The sequence below is a fragment of the Paenarthrobacter sp. RAF54_2 genome, from assembly GCF_052113945.1.
GTDB lineage: Bacteria > Actinomycetota > Actinomycetes > Actinomycetales > Micrococcaceae > Arthrobacter.
Genome location: NZ_JBFRDV010000018.1, coordinates 53,313 through 72,461, shown reverse-complemented (window position 1 = coordinate 72,461; position 19,149 = coordinate 53,313). Strand labels below are relative to the sequence as shown.

Sequence of the window (19,149 nt, the reverse complement as noted above, 5' to 3'; positions counted from 1 at the left end):
AACACAGTAAGGTGGTCGAGTGACTTTACCGCTGCACCATGAACACCATGGCACCCCATCCAAGCTCCGGCTCTTCACTTCAGAGTCGGTCACTGAAGGGCACCCGGACAAGATCTGCGATCAGATCAGCGATGCCATCCTGGATGGGCTCCTGGCTGCCGATCCTGAATCCCGCGTTGCCGTCGAGACCATGGCCACCACCGGCCTGGTCCACGTGGCCGGTGAGGTAACCACTGACGCTTACGTCGAGATACCGCAGATTGTCCGCGAGACCATTCTTGGCATTGGCTACGATTCTTCCGCCAACGGTTTCGACGGTGCCCGCTGTGGCGTCTCGGTGTCCATCGGGCAGCAGTCCAACGACATCGCCGGCGGCGTCTTCAACTCCCTTGAGGCACGTGAAGGCCGCCAAGAGGACGACTACGATCTCCAAGGTGCGGGCGATCAGGGCATCATGTTCGGCTACGCCAGCGATGAGACTGCGTCCTACATGCCGACGCCCATCTGGCTTGCCCACCGTTTGTCGGAGCGCCTCACCGAGGTCCGCAAGAGCGGCGAACTTGCGTACCTCCGTCCGGATGGCAAGACGCAGGTCACGGTAGGGTACGACGGCGACCGCCCGGTTTCGGTTGAAACGGTAGTGATTTCCAGCCAGCACGCCGAAGACGCGAGCCTGGAGCAACTGCGTGCCGACCTCGCAAGCCACGTCATCGATCCTGTTCTGGCCGCATCCAACCTTGACATCTCCCATGTAGCCAACATCCTGAACCCGGCGGGTGCCTTCGTGATCGGCGGCCCGGTTGGCGATGCTGGTCTCACTGGTCGCAAGATTATTGTCGATACCTATGGCGGGTTCTCCCGGCATGGTGGAGGCGCCTTCTCCGGCAAGGACCCTTCCAAGGTAGATCGTTCGGCTGCCTACGCCATGCGCTGGGTTGCCAAGAACGTGGTAGCTGCAGGTCTGGCCAAGCGCGCGGAGATCCAGATTGCCTACGCCATTGGCCAGGCCCGTCCGGTGGGAACGTACGTAGAGACCTTCGGCACGGAAACTGTTGACCCGGCCCGCATCGGTGAGGCCATCAACGAGCTCTTCGATCTCCGTCCCCGGGCCATCATCGACGCCTTGGACCTCAAGCGTCCCATTTACACCAAGACGGCGGCTCACGGCCACTTCGGCCGTGACGAGCCCGACTTCACGTGGGAGCGCCTGGACCGTGTGGCGGACCTGAAGGAATTCTTCAACGCCTGATCTCCCGCTTATCCGCCTGTGCCAGCGGCGTGTTTGTAACTTTGTCGGTGGCCCATGATTGGCTGGAGCCAGAGAGATGCCCGCAGTGGGTCGATCCCGCTGCGGGCATCCTGCGTTCACATGTGGAAAGTCCGCGCAACTGAGTTGGAGGTGAAAGTTGTATGGCCGGACACGAAGCCCAGCCATCGCTGCTTCAACCTTCTTTGCTTCAAGGATTCCCGGACAAGGCTCCCGTCAGTGGACCTCCGCTGGCGGCAGAGAATCCAGTCGCCCGCGTGGTGCTGGAATCCTCCCTGCCACACCTGGATCGGCCCTTCGATTACAGCGTGCCCGCTGACCTCGCTGATTCTGCTGTTCCCGGAGTCCGCGTGAAAGTGAAGTTCAACGGCCAGGAGCTTAACGGCTTCGTGCTGGAACGCGTCGATATTTCGGACGCCGGCCACCCGCTGACCCCGCTTCACAAAGTAATCTCCACGCTGTCGGTTCTGACTCCCCACATCGCTGAGTTGGCTGGAACGGTAGCTGCTCGCTACGCCGGAACCTTGAGCGATGTCCTGCGTACTGCTGTTCCCCCGCGCGTTGCCAAAGTGGAGAAGGAGCTACTCTCCGGAGATGCAGGACGGGAATCGGAGCTTCCGCCAAATTCGCCGGACGCCTATGCCTGGGGTTCCTACTCAAACGGAGCCCCGTACCTCCATCACCTGGCCGCTGGCGGCTCGCCCAAGGCTGTCCTCACGGCGTTGCAGGGATTCGGCCCCGACGGGTGGCCTTCGCTGGTTGCCTCGGCTGTGGCGGCAGTCCGGGCTTCCGGCCGTGGTGCCGTGGTGGTCGTCCCCGATTACAGGGATCTCGAACAGCTTGAGGCGGCCCTCGCCAAAGTCCTGCCAGCGGGTGACGTCGCACGGCTGACTGCTGACGACGGTCAAACTCCCCGCTACAGAAGTTTCCTCCGAATCCTGACTGGCGAAGCGCAGGTAGCTATCGGCACACGTTCCGCCGCCTATGCGCCTGTCCGGGAGTTGGGCCTCGTAGTCTGTTGGGACGACGGTGACGACCTCCACATCGATCAGCGGGCTCCCTATGCGCACACGCGCGAAGTGCTGCTCCTGCGGGCCGAGCAGGAGAACGCAGCCTGCCTGATGGCATCCCACAGCCGCAGCACTGAACTCCAGCGCCTGGTTGAAATGCAATGGGCTGTGCCGATCGAGGCGCCGCGAACGGTCATTCGCTCCACTGTTCCGCGCGTCCTGAACACAGCTGACAGCTTTGAGCAGGAACGTGATCCCCTGGCCCGGATTGCACGTTTGCCCGGAGCAGCATGGCGTGCGGCCAAGGAAGGCCTCGAACATGGCCCTGTGCTGGTGCAGGTTGCACGTGCTGGCTACGCGCCCTCTTTGGCTTGCGAGACGTGCCGGGAACTGGCCCGCTGCAACAACTGCCAAGGACCGCTGGCCATCTCCAGCAGTTCCGCCATGCCGCTTTGCCGCTGGTGTTCCACGCCGGCGCCGCAGTGGCGATGCAACCATTGCAACGGCACCCACCTGCGCCGTAGTGCGACAGGAGCTGTGCGAACGGCGGAGGAACTAGGGCGGGCTTTTCCTGGAAAAACGGTTATCACCTCGTCGGGGGAGAACATCAAGGCAACGGTGCCTGATGCTCCGGCATTGGTCGTTGCTACAGTTGGCGCCGAACCCGTGGCTCCCCAAGGGTACGCAGCGGCGTTGCTTCTGGATGGCAATTCATTGCTCCGCCGGGAAAACCTGCGGGCCGGTGAGGACACTGTTCGGCGGTGGTTCAACGCTGCGTCCCTGGTGAGACCCTCCAACCAAGGTGGCTTGGTCATCATCACGGCAGACGACACAACCGCTACCGGAGCCCTGCTGCGCTGGGACGCACCGGGCTACGCGTCGCGTGAACTGGCACTCCGGAAGGAACTCCAGCTTCCCCCGGCAGTGCGGGTAGCTTCAGTGACCGGGCCAAGGGCCGACGTCGCGCTTTTTTCCAGTACCTTCGAGGCAAGCGTCAAGCTGAAATCAGGTACAAAGCTCCGTAGCGCCGGTCCGGCGCCACTTCAGCTGTTCTCCGGTGGTACGCAAGCCCCTGGAAGCGAGGCTGAGGCAGACGTCCGTACCCTCTACTTCATTCCTTACGCAGACGCCGCAGACGCAACCCGTGCCATGCGTGCCGTCAAGGCAGCGAATGCGGCGAAGCGCACAGCCGGCCCGGTTCAGCTGCGGCTCGACGGCGTGGACGTCTTGTAGCGCTTACGAAGCGCCACAACCTCTTCTGCCGCAGCCAGCAACTGCCGGGCGGATTCGTCCCAGTTGAAGTCTCCAGCACGTTCCACGGACCTCCGGGAACGTTCTTGCCACAATCTGTCATCGCCCAAGGCAGTGACAGCCGCAGCGAACTCCGAGGGCGATTCGGGGTCAACATAGCTGACCGCATCGGCGCCCACTTCCCGGAAAATTGGAATGTCGCTGGCGATAACAGGAGTTCCCAGTGACATCGCCTCTACCAGGGGCAAGCCATATCCCTCGGCCCGGGACAAGCTGATGAGTGCAGTCGCCCTGGTCAAAAGCTCTTCATATTCCGCGTCTGTTACACCGTTGTGGAACTGGACCCTTGCACCGTGGGGGACCATGGCCTCCAGTTCCGCCCGACGCTGGGGCGTAATCCGGCTGAGCAAGTGCAGTGTGTAATCGGGCAGGCCTGCCATTCCCCGAATCATGGTTTCCACGTTCTTGTAAGGCATGAACGAACCCATGTACAGCAGGGTTTTGTCCGACCCGGCCGAAGGATCGCGGGGGGTTTGGCCGGGCTGCGGGGCATTGCCAACGATCCGGACGGGGCGGCGGGTCAAGGTGTACTTCGCCATCAAAGCCTCTGTGGTCCTGCTGATGGTAGCCACCACGTCAGCCCGGTTCAGCAGCAGGCGCTGCGGCCAGAACGCCTTGTGGTACAGCCTCCAGAGCAGGCGCACCGGAGCCGGAAGGAAACCCGGGGGAGCGGGGTGTTCGTAATAGATGAGATCGTGCAGCGTCAGGATAAGGCCATACTTCCGCCCCAGGGTTCCCATGGTCTGCATCGGGCACACCACCACATCCGCGCCCAAGGGATTGACCTTGGCGGCAACGAACAGCTCACGTGGGGACAGCGGGCTGTTGACCATCACATAGGGCACATCGGGTAGCAACGCGAGTTGGCGTTTGTCATTGATGAGCATGGTGACATCCGCAATTTTGGATGTTGCTGCAATGAGGCTTGAACCGTACCGGCTGATGCCATCGTGGTGGTCCGTCCTGGTGAAGCGGGCGTCGATGACAATTTTCACGCGGGGTGTTCCTCCAGGAAGGTGCGGATAGCTGCGGCAGCCGGGGCCGGCGTCTCGTAATGGATCAAATGCCCGACGTCGGGAATCACTTCCAGCGTGGCTTCGGGAAGGCGCTCCATCAGTTTGTGCTGGTTGGGCAAGGTGGCGATCTCGTCTTTTTCGCCGGCTATAAGCAGTACGGGAAGGCGTAACTCCCCTGCGACGTCTGCCACAGTGCCCGACACGGATGCCTTGAAGGATTCGAGCAAGCTCCTTCGGTCCGCGAAGGCGCTAAAGTAGGCGTCGTGCTGGCCGTGAATGAAGCGGCGCAGGTCTTTGTCCTTGGTCTTGGCCATGGTGATACTCATGACCCGGACAATGGCGCGGTTGCGCAGGAGGGCAAGTCCGAGGCGCTTTGGAAGCTTGGCGGACACTTGGTAGTAAAACACCGCGAGCATGGTCATGATCCCCTTGGGACCCTCCAAAGCGGGTGCGGCGATGGGGTTGATCAGGATCAATGGATAAATGGCGCCGGGATTCCGGGCCGCAAAATGGCTCGCGACGATGGAGCCAAACGAGTGGCCCAGCAGCACGGTCTTGGGGCCCAGGCCCAGTGCGGCCATGAAACCGGAGATGAAATGGCCGTAACGCTCAACCGTGTGTTCGTCGTCACGGAAAGGATCTGAACTGCCAAACGCAGGGAGGTCCGGCATGATAATCCGCATGTCCGGAAGCAGGTCCGCTACACGGAGTAATCCATGGTGGTCACCCCTAAAACCGTGAATGACCAAAATCGTGCGGGTATCCTGCGTGGGTTTGACGGGTTCGTATGTCCAATAAGCTACTTTGCTGCCATCGACGTCCACGTCGGAGGCAACGGTACGTCCCGGCAGGGACTTGCTGAAGAACTCAATCGGGGCATCTGCACCTTCAGGGGTGTGCGCGGTGTCCACTTTTTCCATTCGGCCGTTCCTAATTCACGTTGTCCGGGTGCGAGCCCGTGCGGTGGTGGCGTTCAAGCGCGGCCATGCCGTCCATGTCTGCTGCCTCCAGTTCGAAGTCGAAAACAGCAAAGTTCTCTTTGATCCGACCAGCGGAGCTGGCTTTCGGAATCACGAGGTTCCCAAGCTGGAGATGCCACCGGATGATGATCTGGGCGGGGGTCCTGCCGTACTTTTCAGCCAAGTCCACGATCGCGGGGTCGGCCAGGACCTGTCCACGACCCAGTGGACTCCATGCTTCGGTTCGGATCCCGAGTTGTTCGTGCAGTGTCCGCAGCCTGGCCTGCTGAAGCCAAGGGTGCAGCTCGATCTGATTAACGGCTGGGACCACTTCGGCTTTCTGCATGAGTTCTTCCAAGTGCCCGGGCTGGAAATTCGAAACTCCTATGGCCCGCACTTTGCCTTCCCTGTAAAGGGTTTCCATGGCTTTATAGGTCTCTACGAAGAGGCCTCGGCCGGCACATGGCCAGTGGATGAGGTAGAGGTCCACGTAGTCCAATCCGAGGTTGGCCATGGATGAATCGAAAGCGCGAAGCGTGGAGTCGTAGCCGTGGTCGTCATTCCAGACCTTGGTGGTGACAAAGACGTCTTCACGGGTCAGGGCGTGCACTGATTCTCCCGAACCACCCGTGGCGAGGTTTGCCTCGTTGGCGTCGCCGACTGCACCACCGATCGCACGGCCTACGCCTACCTCATTGCGATACATGGCCGCGGTATCGAACCGCCGATAGCCTTCGCCGAGGGCGGTGCTCACCAAAGCCTCAGCTTCTTTTGGGGGCACCTTATAGAGTCCGAATCCCAAGCGGTCCATCATCACGCCATTGTTCAGGGTCAACCGGGCCGGGAATCTCATATCAACGACTCTACCCATTCCGCGGCGGAATGCCTCAGGACTGGCCATTGAAACTCACCAAGCGGCGCGCAGAGGCCTCATCAAGGATGAGGTCCGTGGCAAGTCCGGCTGCCAAGGCGCCCTGCAGGCCGTTGATTTTGGAGGCGCCGGAAACGACGCAAATCCGGCGCCGTACTTGCCGCAACTGTTCATGGCTTGGCCCCGTGGACCGTTCGTTCAGCGTAATGCCGTCAGATGATCCATCACTGCGGAAGAAGACCGTGGCGACGTCGCCCACTACGTCGTCGGCAGCCAACATGTTGAGGTCTCGTTCGTCGAGGTAGCCGCCAGCGTACACATGGCTTGGATAGTCCGAATCTACGGATCCAACACCGAAAATAGCGATGCTCATGCGCGCCTGCAGATCCAGGATGCGTTGAACGCTGCGCTCATTCCACATGGCCGTCTTGGTCGCTGCGTGATCAAAAAACGCGGGCACCGGAAATTGTTCCACCCGCGCTCCATAGGCGCTGCCAAAGCGCCGCATGATGTCGCTCGCATAGGTGATGCCGGTTGTTTGCATGTTCCCGGCGCCGTTGAGTTGGACAACGATGGTGTCGTGCGTGACCTTCCTGGTCAGGTGCCGGCTCACAGCGCTTAGCGTTGCACCCCAGGCAATGCCAATGATGGCATTGGAATCCACCAGGGGTCCTATGGTCCGCGCTGCCTGCATGGCAACGCGGTCCAGCGTCTCCGCCTCGTTCAAGGTGTCCAGCACCGGCACCACGTGGACGTCCACTTTGAATTTGTCGCGGATCTGGCTCTCCAACTCGGGAGCGGTGTCAAACGGGCTGCGGATCTGGACCTGGACCAGACCTGTTTCCCGGGCGGAAGACAACAGCCTGGAGACGGTGGAGCGAGAGGTCCTGAGCTCCCGCGCGATCGCGTCCATGGTCAGGTCCTGCAGGTAATACATTTGTGCGGCCCGGAGGGCATCCGAGTGACGTGAGCGTCCCATCTCATTTCCTTACTGCACGTTTGTGCAAATAGCTTGACTCCATTTTCCACCTTCGCCAGATTAGTGGTGAAAGGTGCAGCGAACGTAACGCCGCGCACAAACCAAGCCCAAGGGAGCAGTTTTGGGACACAACAGGATTTCCGGTACCTCCTCTGATGCGCACAGGCGTGAATCTGTAACCGCCTTGCGGGAGCGGCCTTCGGCGAAAGTACTCATTATCGGTGGCGGTATCAACGGCGTAGGAACCTTCCGGGACCTCGCCCTGCAGGGCATTGACGTCGCGCTCGTGGAGCGTGGGGACTACTGCCAAGGAGCCAGCGGTGCATCGTCGCACATGATCCATGGCGGCATTCGATACCTGGAGAACGGTGAGTTCCGCCTTGTCCAGGAATCAGTGGTGGAGCGCAACCGTCTCCTTCGGATCGCCCCGCACTACGTCAAGCCGCTGCAGACCACCATTCCTATCTTCAGCACCTTCTCGGGAATCCTGTCCGCGCCCATGCGCTTCCTCACCCACAAGCAGGGCAAACCGAACGAACGCGGCGCCTTCCTCATCAAGCTCGGCTTGAGCATGTACGATTTCTTCTCCCGTGACGGCGGCAGCGTCCCCCGGCACCAGTTCCGCGGCAAGGACAAGGCTTTGGCGGAGCTACCCAAGCTGCACCCGGGAATCAAATACGCGGCAACCTACTTTGACGCGTCGGTCCACAACCCTGAACGGCTCACCCTGGACGTGCTTCAGGATGGTGAGAAGGCCGGAAGCGGCGGTGGCCTCCCTGGCGGGACGGCCCGCGCCAGCAACTACGTCTCACTGATTTCCATGGGCACCGATGGAGTGCGGCTCCGCGATGAATTGAGCGGCAAGGAATTCGACTTCCAGGCCGACGTCATCGTCAACACCACAGGCGCATGGGTGGACCTCACCAACCAGGCCATGGGAGCCGCCAGCCAGTTCATGGGCGGCACCAAAGGTTCGCACATCGTGCTGGACCACCCTGAACTGCTGGCCGCCTGCAACGGCCGGGAGATCTTCTTCGAACACACCGACGGCCGTATCGTCCTTATTTACCCCATGGGGGACCGGGTGTTGGTCGGCACCACGGACGTTGACGCCGACATGTCAGAGGACGCCGTCTGTACAGAATCCGAAATCGACTACTTCTTCGAGCTGATCGGCCACGTCTTCCCGAGCATCACAGTGGATCGTGGCCAGATCGTGTACAGCTTCGCTGGGGTCCGCCCCCTGCCGCGTCACGACGCCACCCAGCCGGGATTCGTCTCAAGGGACTACAGGATCGAGCGCAGCGTCCGCTCCGGCGAAGGTGCCATGGCGACGCCAGGCGGTAAGGCCGCCGTCGTACTCAGCTTGGTAGGTGGCAAATGGACCACCTTCCGGGCGCTTGCCGAACACATGACCAACGACGTCCTGCGCGAACTGGGTCAGGAACGGAAAGTTTCGACGGCGAAACTCGCCATCGGCGGTGGCGCCGGCTTCCCTGCCACGGAACAAGGCGAGCAGGAGTGGATCAAGAAGCACATGGGGCCGGGCTTGGACGCCGATCGCGTGGCTGGGCTCCTGACCCGGTATGGAACGCGGGCAGAGGCGGTCATCGATTACCTCAACGCCGGACACGACTCGCCCCTTCGTTCCACCCGGGAACTCAGTGTTCGCGAGTTGGCCTTCATGGCTGAGCACGAGCAGATCGGGCACCTCGTGGATGTACTCATCCGACGGACGTCCCTGGCGTTCCGGGGGCTTGTGACCGGCGAGTTGCTGAATGAAATTGCTGCGGCATTGGCTGAACCACTTGGTTGGGATGCCGCTGTCCGTGAGGCTGAAATCCGCCACGCCCAGGAAGTCCTGCAGCGGTTCCACAAGGTTGACGTCCACAGTCTCGTAGCCTGAGGACGACTGCACAAAATGCTGACCGTCCACCTTCTCAGAGGGGACGGAAAACGGGGTAGGTGAGCCCCTTGGGGCCCACTACACCGGGGTGGTTGCGGAAAACGGAACCGTCCCAACAGCCTTTTCAACCCGCGAGGAGGCTGACAACAGAAAAATGAGGAGTCAAAGATGTCTCTTGGAATAGTTTTCCTTTCCGAAGTATTCGGAACCATGATGCTGACCCTGTTGGGTTGTGGCGTCGTGGCCAACGTTGCGCTCAAAGGCACCAAGGGCAACAACGGTGGATTCTTGATGGTGACGTGGGGCTGGGGTATTGCGGTCTTCGCGGGCGTTTTCGTGGCCGCAAAGTCCGGTGCGCACCTGAACCCCGCTGTCACCTTGGGCCTGCTTGTGAAGGGAAGCAAGGAATACGCGCCCGATGTCAGCGTCGACTTCGCGTCCACATTGACGTACTTCGGCGGCGAACTGCTCGGTGCATTCCTGGGCGCCGTTGTTTGCTGGCTCGCTTACAAGCAGCACTTTGATGAGGAGCCGCTGGCAGCCAACAAACTGGGAACGTTCTCCACCGGTCCTGCCATCCGGTCAACCCCGTGGAACCTCATCACCGAAATCATTGGCACGTTCGTCCTGGTCTTCGTCATCCTGACTTTTGGCGGCACCCCCTCGGGCCTTGGGCCGTTGGCTGTGGCGCTGCTGGTGGTCGGTATCGGCGTCTCCATCGGTGGACCGACCGGTTACGCCATCAACCCGGCACGTGACCTGGGTCCCCGCATCGCACACGCCATCCTCCCCATCAAGGGGAAGGGCTCCAGCGACTGGGCCTACTCCTGGATCCCGGTCGTCGGGCCCCTTGTTGGCGGTACCCTTGCCGGCCTCGTGGGCCTCTGGGTGCCGGCCATCATGCCCTCAGTCGCTGGCTGATTCATGGACACGCTGTCCTGAACAAATCACTCACACTCATCCGCATACCGTATAAAACCACTGAGACAAGGACGTCACCATGAATCAATACGTCATCGCCATCGACCAGGGCACCACCAGCTCCCGAGCCATCGTCTTTGACCACACGGGCAATATTGTGTCAACGGGACAGATGGAACACGAGCAGATCTTCCCGCAGGCAGGCTGGGTTGAGCACAACCCCGCCGAGATCTGGAACAACACCCGCGAGGTCATTGCCTCCGCCCTGTCCAAGGCGAACCTGACACGGCACGACATCGCCGCCGTCGGTATTACCAACCAGCGCGAAACCGCAGTGGTCTGGGACAAGAACACGGGCGAGGCCGTTTACAACGCCATCGTCTGGCAGGACACGCGCACCCAGCCGATTGTGGACGAGCTTGCCAAGGATGGTGGACCTGAACGGTTCAAGCAGAAGGTTGGCCTCCCGCTGGCCACCTACTTCTCAGGGACCAAGATCAAATGGATCCTGGACAACGTCGACGGCGCCCGCGAACGCGCCGAAGCCGGTGATCTGTTGTTTGGAAACACCGACGCCTGGGTTCTCTGGAACCTGACTGGTGGAGTCGACGGCGGCGTGCACGTCACCGATGTCACCAACGCGTCCCGCACTCTGTTCATGGACCTTGAGACGCTGCAATGGGACCAGGAAATCCTTGATGTCTTCGGCGTCCCGGCCTCCATGATGCCCGCCATCAAGTCCTCCTCCGAGGTCTACGGACACGTCCACACCTCCCAGTTGCTGCGCGAAACTCCGGTGGCCGGCATTCTCGGCGATCAGCAGGCAGCAACGTTCGGCCAAGCAGCATTCCAGGCCGGCGAAGCGAAAAACACCTACGGCACCGGCTGCTTCCTGATCTTCAACACGGGCGAAGAGATCGTCCACTCGAAGAACGGCCTGCTCACCACGCTGGGATACAAGCTGGGCGACAACAAGCCGCACTACGCACTTGAAGGCTCGATCGCCGTCACCGGCTCATTGATCCAGTGGCTTCGTGACAACCTCGGCATGATCAGTTCCGCTCCGGAGGTCGAAGACCTGGCAGCCGCAGTGCAGGACAACGGAGGCGTCTACATCGTCCCCGCCTTCTCGGGCTTGTTCGCTCCATACTGGAGGGCTGACGCGCGTGGCGCCATTGTGGGGCTCACCCGCTTCGCCAACAAGGGCCACATTGCCCGTGCTGCCCTCGAGGCCACTGCGTTCCAGACCCGCGAGGTACTGGACGCCGTCAACGCCGACTCGGGCGTTCCCCTCACCGAACTGAAGGTCGACGGCGGAATGGTCGCCAACGAGGCACTCATGCAATTCCAGGCAGACATCCTCGGCGTACCCGTAGTCCGCCCGAAAGTGGTTGAAACCACGGCCCTGGGCGCTGCATACGTCGCCGGCCTGGCTGTTGGATTCTGGAAGGACCTGGGCGAACTCAGCGCCAACTGGGGCGAGGACAAGCGCTGGGAGCCGCAGTTGCCCACAGAGGAGCAGGAGCGCCAGTTGCGGCTTTGGAAGAAGGCCGTAACCAAATCCATGGATTGGGTCGACGAAGACGTGAAGTAAGGCCAGCGACATGACGCCTTAGCTGTTATGGGGGCCCCGCCCGCTACGCGGACGCCCGAAGCCGCTCCCGGGCCCCCATAACAGCACGGCGTCAATTAAGCCGGCCTTCTGTAAGCCGGCCGCTGCGCCGCCAACCATGATTTGTCGGCGAGTGGAAGGATGATCGTGCGCTATTGTAGATCTATGCGTGCGATCCTTCTGCTTAGCTAGCCGCCCGGCCATCAACTGCCGAGCGGCCGCCCCTCCATTGTCGAGGGGCTTTTGTGTGTCCGGGGCTTACCTGGGGCGCAGCAGGAGGCAAAACCGCCATCGAAGAACAGAAGAGGGCAGCAGTGAGCGTTCAGCCGGAGACAGAGACCGGAACAGCACAGACAGCCGCAGCTGGAGCGCCTGAAGAAGGCGTCTACAGCTTCGCCGCGATGGAAGCCAAGTGGCCGCAGGTCTGGGAAGACCTCAAGGTGTTCACCCCGCTTGACGACGGTTCGCGGGAGCGTCGCTACGTGCTGGACATGTTTCCCTACCCCTCCGGTGACCTTCACATGGGCCATGCCGAGGCCTTTGCCATGGGCGATGTCGTCGCACGTTACCTGCGCCAGAAGGGCTTCGACGTCCTGCACCCCATTGGCTGGGACTCTTTTGGCCTACCTGCTGAGAACGCGGCGATCAAGCGCAACGCCCACCCCAGCGAGTGGACCTACGCCAATATCGACACACAGGCAGCTTCATTCAAGCGCTACGCCATTTCGGCTGACTGGTCCCGGCGCCTGCACACGTCCGACCCCGAGTACTACCGTTGGACCCAGTGGCTGTTCAAGCGCTTCTACGAGCGTGGCTTGGCGTACCGCAAGGACTCGCCCGTTAACTGGTGTCCCAAGGACCTCACCGTCCTCGCGAACGAGCAAGTCGTTAACGGTGCCTGCGAACGCTGTGGCACTCCCGTCACCAAGAAGTCGCTGAACCAGTGGTACTTCAAGATCACCGACTATGCCGACCGCCTGCTCGAGGACATGGACCAGTTGCAGGGCCATTGGCCCGAGCGCGTGCTGGCCATGCAGCGGAACTGGATTGGCCGCTCCGAGGGTGCCCATGTCCGCTTTGTCATTGAAGCTACCCAGGACAGGGCCGAGCGCGAAGTCACAGTCTTCACCACGCGTCCGGACACCCTCTACGGCGCGACCTTCTTCGTTGTTGCTGCCGATGCACATTTGGCCCTTGACCTCGTCACTCCCGAGCATCATGACGAACTCATGGCATACCGGGAAAAGGTCAAGGCCCTCTCCGAGATCGAGCGCCAGTCCACGGAACGCGAGAAGACCGGTGTGTTTACCGGACGCTACGCGATCAATCCGCTCAACGGTGAGAAGCTCCCTGTGTGGGCAGCCGATTACGTTCTGGCCGACTACGGCACCGGAGCCATCATGGCCGTTCCCGCGCACGACCAGCGCGACCTCGATTTCGCCAAGGCTTTCGGCCTGCCCGTTCGCGCCGTACTGGATACCGGCGATGAAGACCCCGCCGAGACCGGGGTTGCCACCGCGGGCGAAGGAACGCTCAAGAACTCAGGCGACCTGGATGGCCTGCCCAAGTCCGAAGCCATCCCGGCTGCCATCGGCATTCTGGAGAAGCTGGGAACCGGCGAAAAGTTCGTGAACTTCCGCCTGCGTGACTGGCTGTTGAGCCGCCAGCGTTTCTGGGGTACGCCCATTCCGATCATCCACTGTGCCGAATGTGGTGAAGTGCCCGTCCCGGACGACCAACTCCCCGTGAAGCTGCCCGAGAACCTCCGTGGCGAGGCGCTGGCTCCGAAGGGGACCTCCCCGCTGGCTGCCGCCGTCGAATGGGTCAATGTGGAGTGCCCCAACTGTGGCCGCGCAGCCCAGCGCGATACCGACACCATGGACACTTTCGTGGATTCGTCCTGGTACTTCCTGCGTTTCGTTTCGCCGGACTACACCGAAGGTCCCTTTGATCCCGAAAAGATCAACAATTGGATGCCCGTCGGCCAATACGTGGGCGGCGTCGAGCATGCGATCCTGCACCTGCTCTATGCCCGCTTCTTCACCAAGGTCATCAAGGACATCGGCCTGATTGAGGCAAGCGAGCCCTTTAGCGCGCTGCTCAACCAGGGCCAGGTCCTCAACGGTGGCAAGGCCATGAGCAAGTCACTCGGCAATGGCGTGGACCTTGGCGAGCAGTTGGACAAGTTCGRCGTGGACGCCGTACGCCTGACCATGGTCTTCGCCTCCCCGCCGGAGGACGACGTCGACTGGGCTGACGTTTCGCCGTCCGGCTCGGCGAAGTTCCTGGCCCGTGCCTGGCGCCTCGGCCAGGACGTCAGCAGCGAGCCCGGCGTCGATCCTGCCACCGGCGACCGCGCCCTGCGAACTGTCACCCACAAGACCATCGCGGATGCGGCTGAAYTGCTGGACAACAACAAGTTCAATGTCGTGGTGGCACGCCTCATGGAGTTGGTCAACGCGACGCGAAAGACCATCGACTCCGGAGCAGGCGGAGCAGACCCCGCCGTGCGTGAGGCCGTCGAGGCCGTTGCAGTGATCCTGAGCCTTTTCGCTCCGTACACGGCAGAGGATCTCTGGAACACGCTGGGACATCCTGCCTCAGTGGCCAATGCCGGCTGGCCGAAGCACGACGACGCCCTGCTCGTGCAGGAAACCGTCACCGCCGTTGTTCAGGTACAGGGGAAGGTCCGCGACCGGTTGGAAGTATCGCCGGATATCAGCGAGGACGAACTCCGCGAACTCGCACTCTCGTCCGAAAATGTTCAGCGCGCCATGGATGGCCGTGGCATCCGCACCGTGATCGTCCGGGCGCCTAAACTGGTGAACATCGTCCCCGCCTAAACGAGGCACTTAACAGGGACTTTACGGCCGCCGGCATTGTGCCGGCGGCCGGTCACCTTTGTTGGAGGTTGCGTGCCCGAGCGAGAACCACCTGCCTGGATATGGCTCAAGGAACGGCTGTCCCGCCTCCGGCAGCCCGCGCTCCCGGTTCCCGTCGCCGATGAGGCGCTTCCCGCTGTCGTAAAGACTGCTGTAGTAACAGATTCTGCAGCTGCCCTGCCGGCTGACTGGGTTGCAGCATTTGCTGCGGACGGCCGTCTGGCCGTCGTTCCCATGCCTGTCATGGTGGGAAGCGAGATCTATGGTGAGGGCGAAGACGATATCACCGAGACGTTGGCCGTTGCCTTGGCATCGGGTGCATCAGTGAAGACGTCCCGCCCCTCACCCGGTCAGTTTGAACAGGCATATCGCGCCGCTCAAAGTCGCGGCTTCGAAGCGGTAGTGTCGATCCATATTTCCTCTGAATTGTCAGGAACCGCCGATGCTGCACGCTTGGCTGCAGCCCGGGTTGATATCCCCGTGGAGGTGCTCGACTCCCGCACCGTCGGCATGGCACAAGGCATGGGTGTGCAGAGCGCGGTAGTGGCAGCGGCCGCTGGCCAGTCCGCAGCTGAAGTTCGTGCTTTCGCGGAGAAGCGCATGGAGCGAACCAAGGTTTATTTCTACGTTCCCAGCCTTGAGCAGCTAAGGCGCGGGGGTCGCATTGGAGCGGCAGCATCGCTGCTGGGGACAGTGCTGGCCATCAAGCCAATACTCGCGGTCGACGGCGGAAGGATCGTTCCACTGGAAAAGGTCCGTTCCGCTGTCCGGGCCGTTGCCCGGCTCGAGGAGATCGTGGCCGCTGATGTTGCTTCAAGACCTGCTGGTCAGCAACGGTTGGCGGTTCATCATTTCGGTAACCAGTCAGAGGCCGAAGCGTTGGCAGAACGCCTGCGGGATAAATGCCCGGACTGTCCACCACCGCAGATCAGCGCCCTGCCGGCAGTCCTCGCTGCGCACGCGGGCTTGGGCGTTCTGGCGGTCATCGTGGGGGAGAGCAGTACGCCCGCGTGAGCTTATCCACATAGGCTAAGACCCCCACTGAGTTCCCATCGCGTCGGTCGTAGGCTCGAATCATGCCACGCTGGAATCGGGATGGATCCCCAGACGCCGCAGCGCTGGCAGCCAGGCGACGCTTTGCCTCGGGACTGAACCCTCCAGAGGGTCCCGCTCCCTTGCTTTCCATCCCTCCATTGGACCAGGCCGTTCCGGACGAAGTGACTACCGATCTCCTCCATGGTCAAGAGACGATGACGGTGCGGACTCGGTGGCGAACGTCGTGGAGGGTAGCGGTTGCCGTTTTCGTTGTTGGTGCAGCATGCGCAGCATGGTTCCTTATTCAGGCGACTACTGGCCAGCCCACTATGGAGCCCTTGAGTCAGTCGGTATCGGCTGGAACAGTGCCCGAGAGTGGGGAGCCTGAATCGACTCGATCGGCGACGCCGCCACAAGACATGAAGATGCTGTTGGTCCACGTTGCCGGGGCAGTGCAGAAACCCGGTGTCGTTTCGCTTCCCGAGGGAAGCCGGGTCTTTCAGGCGATCGATGCTGCAGGCGGCGCAACTGCCAGCGCTGACCTAAATGGTCTCAACCTCGCAGAAGTAGTCACAGATGGGGCAAAGATCCATGTTCCTGCCGCGGGGGAGGCGTCAGGGGGAGGGACGTCTCAGGAAACCGGACCCGCGAACGGCGCAGGTGGGGCAGCGGAAACCAAGGCCAGCCCGGGATCCGGAGGCACAAAGGTCAACATCAACACTGCCTCCGTGGAAGAACTCGGGACACTGCCAAGGGTGGGTCCGGTGACAGCACAGCGCATCGTGGACTGGCGCAAAGAGCACGGAGCGTTTGCCTCAGTGGATGAGTTGGATGCCATTGACGGCATCGGGCCCAAGCTTATGGAGTCGCTCCAGGATTTGGTGACGGTGAAGGGTGGCTGAGGATTTAGAGCGCGATCTGTTGCTGAGGCGTCTGGATCTCCGGTTGGTTCCTGCTGTGCTTTTCACGTGGGCCGCTGCACTGGCTGGCAGTGTTCTCACAGCTGCGTGGTCGGCGACTATTGGCGCAGTCCTTGCCGCTGCCGCCAGCGCCCTGCTGTTTCATTCGCGTCTGCGGGCAACCGCGGCTTCACGTGCCAGGACAGTTCCGGCTACTCTCGCCCTGGCCTGCGTACTTGGTGCTGTGGCGGCTGGGCATTGTGCTTTGGCTGCCGGAAAGCGGGACCAAGGTCCCCTCGGGGCCGCCGTCGACGCCGACGCCGGTGTGGTCATCCAGGTCCGGGTCACAGGCAGCCCTTCTGCTGTACCGCAGCCCGGGCATTCCAGCAATACCCGATGGTCGGTTCCGGCGAACCTGGTCAGCCTTACCACCGAAGGGAACGTAATTCGCGGTTCTGCCTCTCTTATCGTCATTGGTGACGATGCGTGGCAGGACATACGCCCGGGACAGCGTGTGCGAACAACTGGCACACTCAAGGAAGTTCGGCCCGGACAATCAGAAGCGGCGATTCTCACAGCCTCCACCAAACCGGTTGTGTTGGGCTCTGCCTTCGACCTGCAAGACTCGGCCGCCAAGCTGCGCGAGCAGTTACGCGATGCCGCAAGTTGGTTGCCTCCCGATGCTGCGGGGCTGCTGCCAGGCATGGTTACCGGTGATACCAGCGCTCTTCCGGAGAGCCTGGAAGCGGACATGAAAACGACCGGAATGGTGCATTTGACCGCGGTCAGTGGCGCGAATTGCAGCCTCATTTTGGGCGGCTTCATCCTGCTTGCGAGATGCCTCAGACTGGCGCGTCCTCCCGCCGCCGCCTTTGCGGGATGTGGCCTTGGTGCCTTCGTAGTCTTGGTGGGACCGGAGCCCAGTGTCCTGCGGGCAGCCGTGATGGGATTTGTCGGGATGGCTGCGTTGACGGGCGGGTTGCGGGGAAGACCGCTAACTTTCCTATGCCTGGCTACCGTTGTGCTTCTTTTGCTGGATCCCACGCTTGCCAGCAACTTTGGCTTCCTCCTCTCCGTCCTGGCTACGCTTGGCATCGTGCTGCTTGCCAGCCGTATTGCGTCGTGGTTTCCTGACACCATTCCCAAATGGTTGGCCGTGGGAGTGTCCGTGCCCCTGTCCGCGCAGGTGCTGTGTGGACCGGTCATCGCGGCACTCCAACCGCAGTTCTCGCCGTATGCACTCATTGCAAACGTGATCGCTGGTCCGCTTGTGGCTCCCATAACGATTCTGGGGACTCTTTCCGTGCCGCTCTCCGCGATCCATCCCTTGGCAGCGGCGATTCCGATCGCGCTGGCGGGTGGCTGTGCCAGTGGTGTGGCGGGCATAGCGCGGTTCTTTGCCGGATTACCGGGCGCGGCGCTTCCCTGGGCAGAAGGACCGGCAGGCATCGTTGCCATGTCCATCTCTTCGGTGGTTACCGTAGTCGTCGTCTGGACAGCCCTGCATCCTGGCGGCGTGCTTCTGCGGATGAGGGTCCTTCATCACCGGGTGATGGTTGTGTTGGAGCGGCTGGACAACATCGCACGGAGGAAGTAGCGCGCATCATGGTTTTCCTGATGCCGCCGCTTGTGGTCCGCTACTTGATGAGTGCCGCTGCTTGATCCATGAGCGCACCTGCAGCGGCGGCACCCGTTGCATCAGCGTTCTGCCCTGACGCTGTAGCGGTAATCAACACTCCGTCCTTCACGGCGTAAGCGATAAACGTGGACTGCGCCCTGCCATCGGGCAGGCTGATGGCTGTCTTGTACGCCGCGGCGTCAGGCACAGAGCTGACGCCCTCCACCGGCTTCGTTGTCATGGTCATTGATTGCCCCGCCATGGAGAGTGTGATGTTCTCGCAGGCTGCTGCTTGGGACTTGTTGTTCTGGACCGTATTGCGCAGTGCGTCTGCGTCCAAACCAGAGGTCAGGGTTACACCCGTCATCACGCCACCGGCAGTGTCAACTGATGCCCCTCCTGCCGTTGTGGATCCGGCAATGGTCTCCGATGAGCCGAGGGCGCCAAGTGCCTTGCATTCCGCGGGCTCAATGGTCATCAAGGCCAGTAGTTCCTTCATCGGGTTCTCCTGGCTGGACAGTTCCTCGCCGGAGACCGTGGTCAGGCTGGTGCCATCAGCCGCCTTGATCTGCTTGACCAAATCCAGTAGTTCCCCGTTGCTGTACTGTTTCGCCTGTGCTGCCTTCTCACTGGGCTGAGCGGAAGCTGTGTCCGGCGATGTTCCGAGGTCTGAGCATGCACCCAGCGCCATTCCAACGAGTGCTACGACCCCGAGGCCCAGCAGCGATTTCTTGTACATCGGTATCCCCTTACAGGTGCCTGTGGCAGATTTCTTGCTGCCCGCTAACACACACCTAGTAGGAAGATTGTTCGAATCGTGCCGCAGGCGGAGGGAAGATCCACACAGCAGCCAGGTGTTCGAC

General features: G+C 61.6%; 14 protein-coding genes. 9 read left to right on the top strand and 5 right to left on the bottom strand.

The genetic code is table 11. The features are described 5' to 3' along the window. The first annotated feature begins 19 nt into the window (after window positions 1-19). Both metK and AB4Y87_RS18145 read left to right on the top strand, forming a co-directional pair. A complete protein-coding gene (gene metK, locus AB4Y87_RS18150) occupies window positions 20-1,249 on the top strand; it encodes a methionine adenosyltransferase (protein ID WP_442005692.1) in 1,230 nt (409 codons plus the stop codon). Between the two features lie 161 nt (window positions 1,250-1,410). Next, window positions 1,411-3,510, top strand: coding sequence for a primosomal protein N' (locus AB4Y87_RS18145; RefSeq protein ID WP_442005691.1), 2,100 nt, complete (start codon window positions 1,411-1,413; stop codon window positions 3,508-3,510). Here the strand turns inward: AB4Y87_RS18145 and AB4Y87_RS18140 are convergent. The 4 genes from AB4Y87_RS18140 to AB4Y87_RS18125 are packed head-to-tail and all read right to left on the bottom strand — an operon-like array spanning window position 3,477 to window position 7,413. Continuing rightward, window positions 3,477-4,583 (bottom strand): glycosyltransferase family 4 protein, encoded by a 1,107-nt coding sequence (locus AB4Y87_RS18140; RefSeq protein WP_442005690.1) that lies wholly within the window; start codon window positions 4,581-4,583, stop codon window positions 3,477-3,479. The two genes, AB4Y87_RS18145 and AB4Y87_RS18140, sit on opposite strands and share 34 nt — an antisense overlap. Next, the gene (locus tag AB4Y87_RS18135) at window positions 4,580-5,524 is read right to left on the bottom strand and encodes an alpha/beta fold hydrolase (RefSeq protein WP_442005689.1); all 945 of its coding nucleotides are present in this window, start codon (window positions 5,522-5,524) and stop codon (window positions 4,580-4,582) included. Before AB4Y87_RS18135 ends, AB4Y87_RS18140 begins: the two co-directional genes overlap by 4 nt. Window positions 5,525-5,534: 10 nt before the next feature. After that, window positions 5,535-6,416: an aldo/keto reductase gene (locus tag AB4Y87_RS18130; protein WP_442005688.1), complete on the bottom strand. Its 882-nt coding sequence runs from the start codon at window positions 6,414-6,416 to the stop codon at window positions 5,535-5,537. 34 nt (window positions 6,417-6,450) lie between these two features. After that, window positions 6,451-7,413 (bottom strand): sugar-binding transcriptional regulator, encoded by a 963-nt coding sequence (locus AB4Y87_RS18125; RefSeq protein ID WP_442005687.1) that lies wholly within the window; start codon window positions 7,411-7,413, stop codon window positions 6,451-6,453. Between the two features lie 121 nt (window positions 7,414-7,534). Here AB4Y87_RS18125 and AB4Y87_RS18120 point away from each other — a divergent pair, with 121 nt between their 5' ends. The 7 genes from AB4Y87_RS18120 (at window position 7,535) to AB4Y87_RS18090 (ending at window position 18,265) form a co-directional block, all read left to right on the top strand. Next, complete coding sequence (locus tag AB4Y87_RS18120; protein WP_442005686.1) at window positions 7,535-9,319, top strand: glycerol-3-phosphate dehydrogenase/oxidase; 1,785 nt, start codon at window positions 7,535-7,537, stop codon at window positions 9,317-9,319. A 168-nt stretch (window positions 9,320-9,487) separates the two neighbouring features. Continuing rightward, window positions 9,488-10,240, top strand: coding sequence for an MIP/aquaporin family protein (locus tag AB4Y87_RS18115; protein ID WP_442005685.1), 753 nt, complete (start codon window positions 9,488-9,490; stop codon window positions 10,238-10,240). A 79-nt stretch (window positions 10,241-10,319) separates the two neighbouring features. After that, window positions 10,320-11,834: a glycerol kinase GlpK gene (gene glpK / locus AB4Y87_RS18110; RefSeq protein ID WP_442005684.1), complete on the top strand. Its 1,515-nt coding sequence runs from the start codon at window positions 10,320-10,322 to the stop codon at window positions 11,832-11,834. A gap of 332 nt (window positions 11,835-12,166) precedes the next feature. After that, window positions 12,167-14,695 carry a leucine--tRNA ligase gene (gene leuS, locus AB4Y87_RS18105; protein WP_442005683.1) on the top strand — a complete coding sequence of 843 codons (2,529 nt, stop codon included), beginning with the start codon at window positions 12,167-12,169 and terminating at the stop codon, window positions 14,693-14,695. Between the two features lie 72 nt (window positions 14,696-14,767). After that, entirely contained in the window at window positions 14,768-15,748 is a 981-nt protein-coding gene (locus AB4Y87_RS18100) for a DegV family protein (RefSeq protein WP_442005682.1), read from the top strand. A 62-nt stretch (window positions 15,749-15,810) separates the two neighbouring features. After that, window positions 15,811-16,671 carry a helix-hairpin-helix domain-containing protein gene (locus tag AB4Y87_RS18095; protein ID WP_442005681.1) on the top strand — a complete coding sequence of 287 codons (861 nt, stop codon included), beginning with the start codon at window positions 15,811-15,813 and terminating at the stop codon, window positions 16,669-16,671. Continuing rightward, window positions 16,664-18,265 (top strand): ComEC/Rec2 family competence protein, encoded by a 1,602-nt coding sequence (locus AB4Y87_RS18090; protein ID WP_442005680.1) that lies wholly within the window; start codon window positions 16,664-16,666, stop codon window positions 18,263-18,265. The genes AB4Y87_RS18095 and AB4Y87_RS18090 overlap by 8 nt, the downstream gene beginning before the upstream one ends. Window positions 18,266-18,305: 40 nt before the next feature. Here the strand turns inward: AB4Y87_RS18090 and AB4Y87_RS18085 are convergent, their stop codons facing one another. Then, a complete protein-coding gene (locus AB4Y87_RS18085) occupies window positions 18,306-19,025 on the bottom strand; it encodes a hypothetical protein (RefSeq protein ID WP_442005679.1) in 720 nt (239 codons plus the stop codon). Between the last annotated feature and the right edge of the window lie 124 nt (window positions 19,026-19,149).